The following is a 15343-nucleotide window of genomic DNA, read 5'->3' as shown; positions in this document are numbered from 1 at the left end:
CGGCCGGCGTCGCCGGCCGGGGCGGGGGTCAGGCCGTCGAGACCGCCAGGGAGTCCCTGGTGTCCGCCAGGTCGACCTTGACCGTGTCGCCGTCGCGGATCTGGCCCGACAGGAGCGCCTTGGCGAGCTGGTCGCCGATCGCCGTCTGGACCAGGCGGCGCAGCGGGCGGGCACCGTAGATCGGGTCGTAGCCGTGCTCGGCGAGCCAGACCCGGGCCGGCTCGGTGATCTCCAGGCCGAGGCGACGGTCGGCGAGACGCCTGCGCATCCGCGTCAGCTGGATGTCGACGATGGCCCGCAGGTCGTCCCCGCGCAGCGCGGCGAAGACCACGATGTCGTCGAGGCGGTTGAGGAACTCCGGCTTGAAGTGCGAGCGGACCACCGCGAGGACGCCCTCCCGGCGCTGCTCCTCGGCCAGCGTCAGGTCGCCGATCACCGACGACCCGAGGTTGGAGGTGAGGATCAGGATGGCGTTGCGGAAGTCGACCGTGCGGCCCTGCCCGTCGGTGAGCCGGCCGTCGTCGAGCACCTGGAGCAGGATGTCGAAGACGTCCGGGTGGGCCTTCTCGACCTCGTCGAGCAGGATCACCGAGTACGGCCGGCGGCGCACCGCCTCGGTGAGCTGGCCGCCCTCCTCGTAGCCGACGTATCCGGGCGGGGCGCCGACCAGCCGCGCGACGGAGTGCTTCTCGCCGTACTCGCTCATGTCGATGCGGACCATGGCCCGCTCGTCGTCGAAGAGGAACTCGGCGAGCGCCTTGGCCAGCTCGGTCTTGCCGACGCCGGTCGGACCGAGGAAGAGGAAGCTGCCGGTGGGGCGGTCGGGGTCCGCGACGCCGGCCCGGGCGCGGCGGACCGCGTCGGAGACGGAGCCGACCGCCTCGGCCTGACCGACCACGCGGGCGCCGAGCGACTCCTCCATCCGCAGCAGCTTGGCGGTCTCGCCCTCCAGCAGCCGGCCGGCGGGGATGCCGGTCCAGGAGGCGACCACGGCGGCGATGTCGTCCGCGCCGACCTCCTCCTTGAGCATCGCGCCCTCGGCCTGGAGCCGGGCCAGCTCCTCCTCGGCCTGCTTCAGTTCGGCCTTGAGGGCGGGAATCCGGCCGTAGCGCAGCTCGGCGGCCCGCTCCAGCTCGCCGTCTCGCTCGGCCCGCTCGGCCTCGCCGCCGAGCCGCTCCAGCTCCTCCTTGGCGGTGGAGAGCTTGGTGATGTGGCTCTTCTCCAGCTGCCAGCGCTCCGACAGGACGGTGAGCTGCTCGCGCTTGTCGGCCAGCTCCTTGCGCAGCCGCTCCAGCCGCTCGGCGGAGGCGGCGTCCGGCTCCTTGGCCAGCGCCATCTCCTCGATCTCCAGCCGGCGCACCGCCCGCTCGATCTCGTCCACCTCGACCGGCCGGGAGTCGATCTCCATCCGGAGCCGGGACGCGGACTCGTCGACCAGGTCGATCGCCTTGTCCGGCAGGAACCGGTCGGTGATGTAGCGGTCCGACAGCGAGGCGGCGGCGACCAGGGCGGCGTCGGTGATCCGTACGCCGTGGTGCACCTCGTAGCGCTCCTTCAGGCCGCGCAGGATGCCGATGGTGTCCTCGATGGTCGGCTCGCCGACCAGCACCGGCTGGAAGCGGCGCTCCAGGGCCGGATCCTTCTCGATGTGCTCGCGGTACTCGTCCAGCGTGGTCGCGCCGACCATCCGCAGCTCACCGCGCGCCAGCATCGGCTTGAGCATGTTGCCGGCGTCCATCGAGCCCTCGCCCTTGCCGGCGCCGACGACGGTGTGCAGCTCGTCGAGGAAGGTGATGACCTGGCCGTCGGAGTTCTTGATCTCCTCCAGGACGGACTTCAGCCGCTCCTCGAACTGGCCCCGGTACTGCGCGCCGGCGACCATCGCGCCGAGGTCGAGCGAGACGAGCTTCTTGTCCCGTAGCGACTCGGGTACGTCACCGGCGACGATCCGCTGGGCCAGGCCCTCCACGATGGCGGTCTTGCCGACGCCCGGCTCACCGATGAGCACCGGGTTGTTCTTGGTACGCCGGGACAGCACCTGGATCACCCGGCGGATCTCCGAGTCCCGGCCGATGACCGGGTCGATCTTGCCGTCGCGGGCGCTGGCGGTCAGGTCCACGCCGTACTTCGCCAGGGCTTGGTAGGTCTGCTCGGGGTCGGCGCTGGTGACCCGTCGGTCCCCGCCGCGCACCGACGGGAAGGCGGCGACGAGCGTCTCCTCGGTGGCACCGGCCGACTTCAGCGCGTTCGACACCGCGCCGCCCACCCGGGCCAGGCCGGCGAGCAGGTGCTCGGTGGAGGTGTACTCGTCGCCGAGCGGCCGGGCGATCTGCTCGGCGGCCCCGATGGCGTTGACGAACTCCCGGGCAAGGGTCGGCTCGGCGATGCTGGAGCCCCGCGCGGCGGGCAGGTTGTCGACCGAGCGCTGGGCCACCCGGCGCAGCTCGGCGGGATCGGCCCCGACGGCGCGCAGCAGGCCGGCTGCGGTCGAACCGGCGGTGTCCAGCAGTGACAGCAGCAGGTGCCAGGGCTCCACGGTGGCGTGTCCGCGCTGGTTCGCCACCGCGACGGCACCGGTGATGGCCTCGCGGCTCTTGGTGGTGAGACGTTCCGTGTTCATGGGCTCCCCCGGATCGGCGTGTCCACTGGGAAGGACACAACCAGAGTTGAGCCTATTCCGCTCAACCCTGATGACGTGAGCTGGATCACTTCTATGCCCCGCCCGTCGGGGCGGGCACCGCCGCGCGGCCCCTGTCGAGCTGAATCGTCCACGACATCACGTACCGCCCGAGCGGTGACCCGTCGCGGCGCGGTTCGTGGCGGAAAAGCACTGACAGATCACTCAGCGACAGGCGACCGCCTGAGAAGATCCGCAGGTGACGGCGGGGAGTAGCCTGGCCGCGTGCGCGTACGTGTCGAACAGACCGCCCTGCCTGGCATCGGGGTCCGTCACGATCTGCTGACGGAATCCGGCCGCCGCCTCGGCGTCGTCTCCCACCGCAATGGCCGCCGTGACCTCGTCCTGTACGACCCGGACGATCCCGACTCATGTCAGCACGACATACCGCTGACCGACGACGAGGCGGAGGCGCTCGCCGACATCCTCGGCGCGTCCCTGATGCTGGGCCAGCTCTCCGGGCTGCGCGACCAGGCCGCCGGGCTGCTCACCGAGCAGATCGCCATTCCGGCCGGGTCGAAGTACGTCAACCGGAGGCTCGGCGACACGCAGGCACGTTCCCGCACGAGCGCCTCGATCGTCGCGGTGCTGCGCCACGGCGAGGTGATCGCCTCGCCGGATCCGTCCTTCCGCTTCGCCGCCGGTGACGTGGTGGTCGTCGTCGGGACCCGCAAGGGTCTCGACGGAGTGACAGCCATCCTCGCCGACAGTGACCCGGACGGCTGAGGCGCGGATGCACCACACGACAACCCTGCTCGTCGAAGTCGGCGCGCTGCTGTTCCTGCTCGGCCTCCTCGGTCGGCTGAGCCGCCGGATCGGCCTCTCGCCCATCCCCCTCTACCTGCTCGCCGGGCTCGCCTTCGGGCACGGCGGCCTGCTCCCCCTCGCCGCCAGCGAGGAGTTCTTCGCGGTCGGCGCCGAGATCGGCGTGATCCTGCTGCTGGTGATGCTCGGCCTGGAGTACTCGGCCAACGAGCTCGTCGGCAACCTGCGCGCCGCTGCCCCCGCCGGGCTGATCGACGGGGTGCTCAACGCGCTGCCGGGGGCGGCGTTCGCGCTGCTGCTCGGCTGGGACTGGGTGGCCGCCCTGGTGCTGGCCGGCATCACCTGGGTCTCCTCCTCGGGCGTCATCGCCAAGGTGCTCGCCGACCTCGGCCGCCTCGGTAACCGGGAGACACCGGTGGTCCTCTCGGTCCTGGTGATCGAGGACCTGGCCATGGCGCTGTACCTGCCCCTGCTGACCGCCGTGCTCGCCGGCACCGGCCTGCTCGGCGGCGGGATCGCGCTCGGCGTCGCGGTCGGCACGGTGCTCCTGGTGCTGGTGGTCGCCATCAAGTACGGCAACCTGATCTCCACGGCCATGTCGGCGAAGGACCCGGAGGCGCTGCTGCTCGGCGTACTCGGGATGACCCTGCTCGTGGCCGGCATCGCGGCGAAGCTCCAGGTGTCGGCGGCGGTCGGGGCGTTCCTGGTCGGCATCGCCCTCTCCGGGCCGGTGGCGCACCACGCCACGGAACTGCTCACGCCGCTGCGGGACCTCTTCGCGGCGGTCTTCTTCGTCTTCTTCGGCCTGGTCACCGACCCCCGGGACATCCCGCCGGTGCTGCTGCCCGCGCTGGCGCTGGCCATCGTCACCATGGGGACGAAGACCCTCACCGGCTACCTGGCGGCCCGCCGGGTCGGCATCGCCGAGCCCGGTCGATGGCGCGCCGGTCTCGCCCTCGTGCCACGGGGTGAGTTCTCCATCGTCATCGCGGGCCTCGCGGTGGCAGCCGGCAGCGTCGAGCCGAAACTGGCGGCGCTCGCCACGGCGTACGTGCTGATCACCGTGGTGACCGGGCCGATGCTGGCGCGGCTGCCCGACTTCGCGTGGTTCAAGCGCTGGCTGCGGCAGCGCGGCGCGGCCCAGCGGAGCCGGCCGGCACCCGTAGCGGACTGACCGACGACGGCCGGGGGCCGGATCGACCGTACGGTCGGTCGGCCCTCGGCCAACGGATGTCGAATTGCTCCCCGCGGGGTCTACCGCCGATCAGCGCTCCGGGTTACCGTTTCGCCCCAGCAGCCAGAGCTCGCGGGTGGCCGAGGCCCCCGCGGACGAGAGCGGAAGGTTGGCCGTGAGCGTGCAGGAGTCGACGTTCCACGGCTTCGCCAACCCCGTCGACCCGAGCCCCGCCGAGTTGCGGACGTGGGCCTACCAGCCGGACTCCGTACCGCTGACCTCGATGCCGCCGGACTGGGACCTGCTGGTCTCCGGCGACCGGCTGGTGGCGGTGCTCTTCGACCTGGCGATGGACCCGGCCTGCCCGGCGCGCCGGTTCGCGCTGCACTGCCTCTACATCTACGCCGCCGACGGCATCCGGACGAACTTCCGCGCCCACCCGAAGCGGCGCTTCCGAAAGCTGGTCGAGCAGGCCGAGCGTAACGGCGACGACCTGATGCGCACCTGGGCGTACAACAGCCGGGCGCTGCTGGCCCGCCCGGAACTCTTCGTCTACCGGGACTGGTGCGAGGGCGGCCTGGTCCGGGAGAACCGCCGCATCGCCTGAGCGCGGCGCGCGCCCTTCCCCCCGCGTCCCGGCCCGCACCCACCGACGAACGGGCCGGGGCCCCCCGTGGGTCCCGGCCCGCACGTCGGCGGACCGTCAGTGTTCCGATCCGCCCTGCTTGTGGCGTCTCGCCGCGTCGCGCCCCCGGCCGGCGCCGTCGTCGGGCTGGTCGGCGGACGTGCCGTTCTTGATCTTGTCGCTGAGGCGGCCCCCGGTGACCCGGTCGAACCTCTCCCGGACGTTCTTCGCCACCTCTTCGAGCCGTTCCTCCGTCTGCTGGGCAACCTTCCTCGCCGCTTCCGCCATGGCTCCCCCTGCCATTGGAGTCCGGATTAAGCTGGTTGGACCTGATTCGCAGGTTAGCGGATCGGCTGCCGCCTCCGCTGACAAATCCGGCAACCGCACTCCGGTCGAACACCACGGGTGTCATCCACGGGCGGTGACACCCGTGGTGTTCCGCCGACGGGGCGCAGGTCGGGGTGGCGTCCGGCGCGACGTCCGACGTGACGCGCCGAAAGGGACGGCAGAGACGACCGCCCCCCCCCCCCCGGCCGCGGGAGGGCGGCCGGGCGCGGTGAGGTGTCGTCAGCGCTCGGGGCCCCGGCGGGGACGCCAGACCACCAGCGCGGTGGAGGTGCGGTTGGTCGGCACCAGGTCGCTGCCCGGGAAGCGGGCCAGCGCCTCCAGTTCGGCGATCCGGCGGTACGCGGCATCCAGCTCCGCCTCCAGCCGGGCCACCCGCTGCTGCGCCTGCTCCAGCAGCCGCTCCAGCCCGATGATCCGCTTGACCCCGGCCAGGTTGATGCCGTCGTCCTGGCTGAGCCGCTGCACCTCGCGCAGCAGCACCACGTCGCGGACGCTGTAGCGGCGCCCCCCGCCGGCGGCCCGGCCCGGCTGGACCAGGCCCAACCGGTCGTACTGGCGCAGGGTCTGCGGGTGCATCCCCGCCATCCGCGCCGCCACCGAGATCATCAGCACCTTGGCCTCGTAGGCAGGGTCACCCGAGCCGACGAACTCGTCCGACATCCCGCTCACCTCCGCGTGCACTCCACCGAGCCGACTGAACACCGGGTCAACTGAATCGACGTACCCGCGCCTCGAGATGTTCCCGGGCGGCCGGCGGGGTCTGCGCGGCGAAGGTCTCCAGCGCCGCACGCGCCTCGTCGGACACCCGCGCGGGCACCACCACGTCGAGCGTCACCAACAGGTCGCCCGCCTGACCGTCACGGCGGACCACCCCCTTGCCCCGGGCCCGCAGGATCCGACCGCTCGGCGTGCCCGGTGGCACCCGCAGGGTCACCGCGCCGTCGAGGGTGGGCACCCGCAGGTCCGTGCCGAGCACGGCCTCCGCGAACGTGACCGGCACCGTCAGCGTGAGGTCGTCGCCGGTGCGCCCGAACAGCTCGTCCGGCCGCACCTTGACGTGTACGAAGAGGTCGCCCGCCGGCCCGCCCCGCGCGCCGGGCTCGCCCCGCCCGGCCAGCCGGATCTTCTGCCCGTCCGCCACCCCGGCCGGGAAGCGGACGTTCAGCGTGCGGGTCTTGGTGACCCCGCCGGTGCCCTGGCACTCGGGGCACTTCTCCTCCACGACCGTGCCGACGCCCTGGCAGTTGCGGCACGGCTCCGAGAAGCTGAACGACCCCTGGTTGCGGTTGGTCACCCCGGCCCCGTGGCACACCGGGCAGGTGCGCGGCTGGGTGCCGGGCTTGGCTCCGTTGCCGTGGCAGGTGTCGCAGACTCCCGGGGCGCGCAGGGTCAGCGGAAGCGTCACCCCGCGTACGGCGTCGCCGAAGTCGAGGGCCACCTCGGCCTCGACGTCCCGCCCCCGGGCCGGGCCACGGGCCGCCGCCGGACCGGCGGGACCACCGGCGCCACCCGAGAAGATCGAACTGAACAGGTCCTGGAAGCCGGCCCCGCCGAAGCGGCGGTCACCGGCCCCGCCCGTCGCGCCGCCGAACAGGTCGGAGACGTCGAACGGCACGCCGCCGGGCTGGCCGGCGCCACGGGCCCCGCGCCGGAACGCCCCCGAACCGAACAGCGACCGCAGCTCGTCGTACTCCCGCCGCTTGGCGTCGTCGCCGAGGACGGCGTACGCCTCGGAGGCGGCCTTGAAACGCTCCTCGGCCTTCGGGTCGCCGGGGTTGTGGTCCGGGTGCGAATCCCGGGCCAGCTTCCGGTACGCCTTCTTGACGTCGTCGGCGGAGGCGGCCTTGTCCACGCCCAGCACGGCGTAGAAGTCCTTCTCGATCCAGTCCTTGGAACTCACCGGTCCACCCCCTTCCCTAGCTGGGGACCGACCGTCCCGCCCACCCTCTGCGGGCGGGCGGGACGGTCAGGTCGTCGTTCCGCACTACTCCGGGTCGGCGACCGCGACCATCGCGGGCCGCAACAGCCGCTCACCGACCTGGTAGCCCCGGCGCATCACCTGTACGCAGGTGGGCTCGGTGACGTCGGCCGAGGTCTGGTGGGCGACCGCCTCGTGCCGGGTCGGGTCGAACGGGTCGCCCTGCTCGCCGAACGGGGTCAGCCCGAACTTGCCGAGCGCCGTGGTGAGCTGTTCGGCCACGGTGCCGAACGGCCCGACCAGGTCGCCGTGCTCGCGGGCCCGGTCCAGGTCGTCGAGGATCGGCAGCAGCGCGGCGAGCACCGCGCCGGTCGCCTGCTCGGTGACCAGGCCCTTGTCCCGGTCCACCCGCTTGCGGTAGTTGGCGTACTCCGCCGTCACCCGCTGGAGGTCCCGGGTCCGCTCGTCGAGGTCCTTGCGCAGCGCCTCCAGTTCGGCGCCGAGCGCGGTCGGGGCGCCGTCCACCGGCTGCGCCGGGGCGTCGACCACCGGCGGGCCGACCACCTCGGCCGCCTCGACCTCGATCTCGTCGACGACGACCTCGGACTCCTCGACCAGGCCCTCGGCGGGGGCGTCCGAACCGGCGTCGGCGGCGGCCGGCTCGGACGTCTCGCTGATCTTGCGGTTGTTACGGATGACGACCCGCGGCCCGTCGCCGGCCTGCTCGGCGGGCGCGGAGCCACCCGGTGCCGACCCGGTCGCACCCGGGTCGGCAGCTCGTGGCTTCTCCGTCATGGGGCTACCTCATCCCTCTGCCGTGGTTCCGTGTCCGGGGACGAACCGTCACTTCTTGTCCTTGTCCTCGTCCACGATCTCCGCGTCGACCACGTCGTCCGCGCCACCGGCGGGGCCGCCGGCCTGCGGGCCACCGGTCGCCCCGGCGCCGGCGGCGCCCGCCGCGCCCGGGCCGGCCTCGCCCGGCTGCTCGCCCTGCTGGCTGTAGAGCAGCGAGCCGGCCTGCTGGGAAACCTGCGCCAGCTTCTCGTGCGCCGACTTGATCTTCTCGATGTCCTGGCCGCCGAGCGCGCCACGCAGCTCGCCGAGCGCCTCGTTGATCTGGTCACGGGACTCCGACGGCAGCTTGTCGCCGCTCTCGGCCAGGAACTTCTCGGTCTGCCACTGGAGCGCCTCGGCCAGGTTGCGGGTCTCGGCCTCCTCGCGGCGACGCTTGTCGTCCTCGGCGTGCTCCTCGGCGTCGCGGCGCATCCGCTCGATGTCGTCCTTCGGCAGCGAGGAGCCGCCGGTGATCGTCATCTTCTGTTCCTTGCCGGTGCCGAGGTCCTTGGCGTGGACGTTGACGATGCCGTTGGCGTCGATGTCGAAGGTGACCTCGATCTGCGGCACGCCGCGCGGCGCCGGCGGGAGGCCGGTCAGCTCGAAGGTGCCGAGCTTCTTGTTGTAGGCCGCGATCTCCCGCTCGCCCTGGAACACCTGGATCAGCACCGACGGCTGGTTGTCGTCCGCCGTGGTGAAGACCTCGGAGCGCTTGGTCGGGATGGTGGTGTTGCGCTCGATCAGCTTGGTGAAGATGCCGCCCTTGGTCTCGATGCCCAGGCTCAGCGGGGTCACGTCGAGCAGCAGGACGTCCTTGACCTCGCCCTTGAGCACACCGGCCTGGAGGGCGGCGCCGACGGCGACGACCTCGTCCGGGTTGACGCCCTTGTTGGGCTCCTTGCCGGTGAGCTGCTTGACCAGGTCGGTCACGGCCGGCATCCGGGTCGAGCCGCCGACCATGATGACGTGCTCGACGTCGGAGACCTTGATGCCGGCGTCCTTGACGGCCTGCTCGAACGGGCCCTTGCAGCGGTCCAGCAGGTCCTGCGTCATCCGCTGGAACTCGGCCCGGCTGAGCGTCACGTCGAGGTGCAGCGGGCCCGCCGCGCCGGCGGTGATGTACGGCAGGTTGATGTTGGTGGTGGTGGCGGCGGAAAGCTCGATCTTGGCCTTCTCGGCCGCCTCGCGGAGCCGCTGGAGGGCCATCTTGTCCTGGCCCAGGTCGATACCGTGCTCGCCGCGGAACGTCTTCACCAGGTGGTCGATGATCCGCTGGTCCCAGTCGTCGCCACCGAGGTTGTTGTCACCGCTGGTCGACTTGACCTCGACGACGCCCTCGGCCAGCTCCAGCAGCGACACGTCGAAGGTGCCGCCGCCGAGGTCGAAGACCAGGACGGTCTGCTCCTTGGAGCCCTTGTCCAGCCCGTACGCCAGGGCCGCCGCGGTCGGCTCGTTCACGATCCGCAGCACGTTGAAGCCGGCGATCTCGCCGGCCTCCTTGGTGGCCTGGCGCTGGCCGTCGTTGAAGTAGGCCGGGACGGTGATCACCGCGTCGGTGATCTGCTCGCCCAGGTACGCCTCGGCGTCCCGCTTGAGCTTCATCAGCGTGCGGGCCGAGATCTCCTGGGGGGTGTACTTCTTGCCGTCGATGTCGACGGACCAGTTGGTGCCGATCTCCCGCTTGACCGAGCGGATCGTCCGGTCCGGGTTGGTCACCGCCTGGCGCTTGGCGACCTCACCGACGAGCACCTCGCCGTTGCGGGCGAACGCGACGATCGACGGGGTCGTCCGCGAGCCCTCAGCGTTGGCGATGACGGTGGGCTCACCGCCCTCCAGGACGCTGACGCAGGAGTTCGTCGTGCCGAGGTCGATACCGACCGCACGTGCCATCTTCGCTTCCTCGCTTCATCACGTTGTGGGCAGGTGACGGGCGACGCCCGTCGAGCTGCCCGGCGGGCGTCGCCCGCAGCGACCCCACCACAAGTTGAGTGAACTTGACTCAATAGTGCCACGCCCCGCGAAATCGTCAAGTCGGGGTTGAGCCGACCCGACGCAACCCCAGGCGACCCGACACAACCCCAGGTTGGTACCGACCGGTTGTTTTCCCTTGCGTCGGTCGGGCACGCTTTAGCGGTGACGACGCACGGCGATCCCGCCATCCCGGCCGGCACGCCCACCGTCGCAGCCCGCACCGGCCCCACGGACGCCGGGGAGGACCGGCCCGCCACCACCGGGGACGACAGCCTGCCCGCCGCACTGGCCGGCCTGCGCGCCGCGATCGGGGCGGCCCGGTTCCCGCTCGCGCTGCCCTCCGCCGAGCCCGCTCGGCGCTCTGGCGCAAGCCTCACCGACCAGCTCGACGACTACCTGCTGCCCCGACTGCGCCGGCTCGACGCGCCGCTGCTCGTGGTGATCGGCGGGTCCACCGGCGCGGGCAAGTCCACCCTGGTCAATAGCCTGGTGCAGGCGCGGGTGAGCGCCGCCGGGGTGCTCCGCCCGACCACCCGCTCCCCGGTGCTGGTCTGCAACCCGGCCGACTCGGGCTGGTTCCGCAAGGGCGAGCTGCTGCCCGGCCTGACCCGGACCACCGAGCCCAGCGAGGATCCGCGCACCCTGCAACTGGTCACCGCCCCGGCCCTGCCGGCCGGGCTGGCCTTCCTCGACGCCCCCGACATCGACTCGGTGGTCGACGCCAACCGGGCCCTCGCCGGCCAGCTCCTGGCCGCCGCCGACCTCTGGCTCTTCGTCACCACCGCCGCCCGCTACGCCGACGCGGTCCCCTGGGAGCTGCTGCGCAGCGCCCGGGCCCGGGGCGCGGTCATCGCCATGGTGCTGGACCGGGTGCCCCCGGAGGCGGCCGACGAGATCGCCGCCCACCTGTCGGAGATGCTCGCCGCGCAGGACCTGGGGGCGGCCCCGCTCTTCGTGCTGCCGGAGACCTGGGTCGACGGGCAGGGCCTGCTGCCCGAGCGGGTCACCGCGCCGCTCGCCGCCTGGTTCGCCCGGTTGGCCGCCGACGCCGACGCCCGCGCCGCCGTGGTCCGGCAGACCCTGGACGGCGCGCTCGCCGCGCTGCACCCGGCGGTCGAGGGGCTCGCCGACGCCGCCGAGGAGCAGGTCACCGCCGCCGACGCGCTCGACGAGCGGGTGCGGGCCGCGTACCGGGGGGCGCACCGGACCGTCGAGCAGGGGCTGAAGGACGGTCGGCTGCTCCGCGGCGAGGTGCTCGCCCGCTGGCAGGAGTTCGTCGGCACCGGCGAGTTCTTCCGCACCCTGGAGGCCCGTATCGGGCGGCTCCGCGACCGGGTGGTGGCGGCGGTCACCGGCCGGCCCGCGCCCGCGTCGGAGCTGCGGGACGCGATCGAGTCCCAGCTGGTGACCCTGCTGCGGGGCGTCGCCGCCGAGGCGGCCGAGAACGCGTACACCGGGTGGAAGGCCCATCCCGCCGGGGCGGCGCTGCTCGACCCGGGGCTCGCCCATCCCGCCGCCGACCTGCCGGAGCGGGCCGAGCGGCTGGTGCGGGAGTGGCAGCGTGGCGTGCTGGAGCTGGTCCGCGCCGAGGGCGGCGACCGCCGCTTCGTGGCCCGGACGGCCGCCTACGCGGTGAACGCCACCGGGCTCGCCGTGATGATCGCGGTGTTCGCCTCGACGGCGTTCATCCCCACCGGGCTGGAGCTGGCCACCGGGGCCGGCACGACCGTCGCCGCGCAGACCGTGCTCCAGGCGATCTTCGGCGACCAGGCCGTGCGTACGCTGGCCGCCAAGGCCCGGGCCGACCTGCTGGACCGGGTGCGGGCCCTGCTCGACGACGAGGCCGCCCGCTACCTGGACCGGACGGCGGAGGCGCGGCCCGCCGCGGACACCGCGGAGACGCTGCGCGGGGCCGCCAACCGGGTGGAGATCGCCCGGAACCGCAGCGGCCTCGCCGGCGCGGCCGTCGCGGGCCTGCCCGGCACCGAGGGTGAGGGGACATGACCAACATCGTCGGGCGGATGCGCGAGGCGTTCCGCGGTGACCAGCGGGTCGACGCCGACGCGCTCGTCGCCCGCCTCGACGCCGTACGCCGGTTCCTCACGGTCGTCGACGGCCACCTGCCGGACGCGCAGCTCGTGCCGGCGCACACCCTGGTCGAGCGGGCCGGCACGCGGTTGGCGCTCTCCCGCGACCACACCGTGGTGGCCCTCGCCGGCGCGACCGGCAGCGGCAAGTCCAGCCTGTTCAACGCGCTCGCCCGGATGGAACTCTCGTCGGTCGGGGTGCGCCGCCCCACCACCGGCGTCACCCACGCCTGCGTCTGGGGGCCCCTCGACGGCGGCAACCGCCTGCTCGACTGGATCGGTGTGCTGCCCCGGCACCGGTTCGTCCGGGAGAGCGTGCTCGACGCCGACGACGAGTCCTCCCTGCGCGGGCTGATCCTGCTCGACCTGCCCGACTTCGACTCGGTGCAGCGGTCCCACCGGCTGGAGGTGGACCGGCTGCTCGGCCTGGTCGACCTCGTGGTCTGGGTGGTCGACCCGCAGAAGTACGCCGACCGGGTCATCCACACCAGCTACCTGAGCGAGTTCCACCGGCACCGGGACGTCACCCTGGTCGTGCTCAACCAGGCCGACCGGCTGCCGCCGGCCGAGCTGCCCCGGGTGCTGGCCGACCTGCGCCGGCTGCTCGACGCCGACGGCCTGGACGGCGTACCGCTGCTGGCGACCACCGCCGTCGACCCGGCGGGCATGGCCGGGCTGCGGGAGGCGCTGGAACGCACGGTGGCCGAGCGGCAGGCCGCGCTGCGGCGGCTCCAGGGCGACGTGGACGCGGTGGTGGCCGGGCTCGACGAGCTGGTCGGGGGCGCCTCGCCGGCCGGCGGGCCGGACGACGCCGCCGTCACCGCGCTGCACCGGGCGCTGGCCGGCGCGGCCGGGGTGCCGGCGGTCGCTGAGGCGGTCGAGCAGGCGTACCGGCACCGGGGCGGCGCCACCACCGGCTGGCCGCTGGTCCGGGGCTGGCGGCGGCTGCGGCCAGACCCGCTGCGCCGGCTGCACCTGCCCGGCCCGGCCGCCGGCCGCGACGAACCGGCGGAGAGCCTCGTCGCCGCGACCTCGGTGCCCGACCCCACCGTCGCCCAGCGCTCGGCGCTCGGGCTGGCGATCCGGTCGGTGGCCGACCGGGCCGGGGCGGACCTGCCCGCCGCCTGGCCGGCCGCGGTGACCGCCGCCGCCCGGTCCCGCCTCGGCGACCTGCCGGACGCGCTGGACCGCGCGGTGGCCGGCACGGACCTCGGCATGGACCGGCGACCGTTCTGGTGGCGGATCGTCGGCGGCCTCCAGTGGCTGGTGACCCTGGCCGCGCTGGCCGGGCTGGGCTGGCTGGCACTCGGCTACGGGCTGCGCGCGCTGGGCCTGCCGGCCTTGGAGCACCCGATGGTCGGCGAGGTGCCGCTGCCCACCCTGCTGCTCCTGGGCGGCCTGCTCGCCGGGCTGCTGGTGGCCGCCCTGACCAGGCCGATCGTCCGTTGGGCGGCCCGCCGGGCCCGTCGCCGGGCCGAACGGCGCCTCACCGCCGCCGTGGCGGCGGTCGGCGAGGAACACGTGCTGACGCCGGTACGGGCGGTGCTCAGCTCCTACGCCGAGGCCCGCACGGCACTGGGGGAGGCCGCCGGCCGCTGAGCCGGGAATCCCGTCCCCCGGCAACCGCAGGTCGGCGGCGTGGCGCCGCGACGCGTGCCGGACGCTCGGGTCGCTCGTACCGTCCGGAGGCGGGCGGCGGCGTAGGGTCGGTGGATGGGAACGCCTCAGACCCCGTACGACGCGGTGCTGCACGCCGCCCGCGACGTGGCCAAGCTGGACAACGCCCTCGACGCGGAGATGCTCGGCGCGGCCCTGCTGGGCAGCGTCTACTCGGTCGCCGAGACCGAGCGTGACGCCGCCGTCCGGGACTTCGTGGCCGGCTTCCTGGCCGCCACCTCCCGCCGCCGCTCGGCTGCGGCGACCACCATCCGCTCCGTCTTCGCCGCGCTGGTGCCCGACGCCGAGGGCGCCGACCGGGTCCGCCCGGGCGCCGCCACCCCGGCCTGGGCCGCCCAGCTCGGCCGCGTGCACCTGACGGGCTGCTGGTCCTACGGCGACGTGTACGGCGACCAGACCTCCTACCTGGCGACCTTCGCCTACGACGACCCGGCCGGTGGCTCGGCGCACGCCGTGGTGACGCTGCTCGACCACAACATCGGCATCACCAAGGACGTCTTCGTCGGCGGGCCGCCCGACCGGATCCTCGACCAGGTCCGGCAGATGTGCACCGGCGACGAGCTGACCTGGTTCCGCGACGAGGAGCCGGCCCGGATGCGCGCCGAGGTGACCCGCCACCTGGCGATCACCGACGGCCTGACCGAGCTGCCCGGGGAGGGTTCGCTCGCCACCGACCGCGCCCTGCTCGGCGCCCGGTTGGCGCTGCTGCCCCAGGCGGCCGGGGCGGCCCCCACGCCCGCCGCCGAGCCCCTCTCCGCCGCCGAGCGTACGGACCTGGTCCGCCGCTTCCTCGCCGCACCGGAGGCGGCCCGGTTCGGCCTGGACGCCATCGACGGGGCGGAGCTGGCCTCGCTGCACTTCTGCCTCAGCCTGCTGCTGGACCACGCGGCCAGCTTCCCGGACGCCGACCCGATGCGGTGGAGCCCCACCGTGGCCGGGCTGTTCCTGCTCGACTGGGTGCACCGGAGGGCGGTGCTGGACATGGACGACGCCGCACTGCTGCCCCGGGTGCTGCGCGCCTGGGCCGGGTACGCCGCCCGCAAGCGCGGCCTGCCCGAGCAGGCGGCGGCGCAGACCGACACGGCCATCGAGGAGATGGTGCCGGAGTTCGCCCGCCTCTACAGCACCGGCGAACGCCGCAGCCCCGCCACCGCCGCCGTCGCGCAGCTGATGGCCGACGGCGTCGACCCCGACGACCCGGCCGCCCTGGACGCCTGGATCGAGGCCAACCGCCACCGCCTGACCGACGACCCCGCCTGACCCACCC

At 73.7% G+C, this 15343-nt stretch carries 12 protein-coding genes; 6 read left to right on the top strand and 6 right to left on the bottom strand.

The genetic code is table 11. The features are described from left to right. Window positions 1–28: 28 nt before the first annotated feature. On the bottom strand, window positions 29–2620 hold the full coding sequence (gene clpB / locus ACSNN9_RS23890; protein WP_436675474.1) for an ATP-dependent chaperone ClpB: 2592 nt from the start codon (window positions 2618–2620) through the stop codon (window positions 29–31). A gap of 282 nt (window positions 2621–2902) precedes the next feature. On the opposite strand from clpB, the gene ACSNN9_RS23885 reads away from it, so the two are divergent. The 3 genes from ACSNN9_RS23885 to ACSNN9_RS23875 all read left to right on the top strand — a co-directional run bounded on the left by ACSNN9_RS23885 (window position 2903) and on the right by ACSNN9_RS23875 (window position 5223). After that, window positions 2903–3403 carry a cation:proton antiporter regulatory subunit gene (locus tag ACSNN9_RS23885; RefSeq protein WP_334560077.1) on the top strand — a complete coding sequence of 167 codons (501 nt, stop codon included), beginning with the start codon at window positions 2903–2905 and terminating at the stop codon, window positions 3401–3403. Between the two features lie 7 nt (window positions 3404–3410). Continuing rightward, window positions 3411–4616, top strand: coding sequence for a cation:proton antiporter (locus ACSNN9_RS23880; protein WP_436675475.1), 1206 nt, complete (start codon window positions 3411–3413; stop codon window positions 4614–4616). Window positions 4617–4791: 175 nt separating this feature from the next. Next, window positions 4792–5223 carry a hypothetical protein gene (locus tag ACSNN9_RS23875; protein WP_436675473.1) on the top strand — a complete coding sequence of 144 codons (432 nt, stop codon included), beginning with the start codon at window positions 4792–4794 and terminating at the stop codon, window positions 5221–5223. A gap of 96 nt (window positions 5224–5319) precedes the next feature. Here the strand turns inward: ACSNN9_RS23875 and ACSNN9_RS23870 are convergent, their stop codons facing one another. From ACSNN9_RS23870 to dnaK, 5 genes are all read right to left on the bottom strand, one after another. Next, complete coding sequence (locus ACSNN9_RS23870; protein WP_436675472.1) at window positions 5320–5529, bottom strand: hypothetical protein; 210 nt, start codon at window positions 5527–5529, stop codon at window positions 5320–5322. Window positions 5530–5808: 279 nt separating this feature from the next. Then, entirely contained in the window at window positions 5809–6249 is a 441-nt protein-coding gene (locus ACSNN9_RS23865) for a heat shock protein transcriptional repressor HspR (protein ID WP_121399143.1), read from the bottom strand. Between the two features lie 46 nt (window positions 6250–6295). Continuing rightward, window positions 6296–7489: a molecular chaperone DnaJ gene (gene dnaJ, locus ACSNN9_RS23860; protein WP_436675471.1), complete on the bottom strand. Its 1194-nt coding sequence runs from the start codon at window positions 7487–7489 to the stop codon at window positions 6296–6298. 84 nt (window positions 7490–7573) lie between these two features. Further along, a complete protein-coding gene (grpE, locus tag ACSNN9_RS23855; protein ID WP_436675470.1) occupies window positions 7574–8302 on the bottom strand; it encodes a nucleotide exchange factor GrpE in 729 nt (242 codons plus the stop codon). A 48-nt stretch (window positions 8303–8350) separates the two neighbouring features. After that, entirely contained in the window at window positions 8351–10231 is a 1881-nt protein-coding gene (gene dnaK, locus ACSNN9_RS23850) for a molecular chaperone DnaK (protein WP_436675469.1), read from the bottom strand. Between the two features lie 243 nt (window positions 10232–10474). Here dnaK and ACSNN9_RS23845 point away from each other — a divergent pair, with 243 nt between their 5' ends. The 3 genes from ACSNN9_RS23845 (at window position 10475) to ACSNN9_RS23835 (ending at window position 15336) form a co-directional block, all read left to right on the top strand. Continuing rightward, complete coding sequence (locus ACSNN9_RS23845; RefSeq protein ID WP_436675468.1) at window positions 10475–12316, top strand: ABC transporter; 1842 nt, start codon at window positions 10475–10477, stop codon at window positions 12314–12316. Then, the gene (locus ACSNN9_RS23840; protein WP_436675467.1) at window positions 12313–13998 is read left to right on the top strand and encodes a GTPase; all 1686 of its coding nucleotides are present in this window, start codon (window positions 12313–12315) and stop codon (window positions 13996–13998) included. Before ACSNN9_RS23845 ends, ACSNN9_RS23840 begins: the two co-directional genes overlap by 4 nt. 114 nt (window positions 13999–14112) lie before the next feature. Further along, entirely contained in the window at window positions 14113–15336 is a 1224-nt protein-coding gene (locus ACSNN9_RS23835) for a hypothetical protein (protein ID WP_436675466.1), read from the top strand. Window positions 15337–15343: the final 7 nt, after the last annotated feature.

The organism is Micromonospora sp. URMC 107 (assembly GCF_051386315.1).
Classification (GTDB): Bacteria; Actinomycetota; Actinomycetes; order Mycobacteriales; family Micromonosporaceae; genus Micromonospora.
This window is presented reverse-complemented; position numbering and strand designations above follow the sequence as displayed.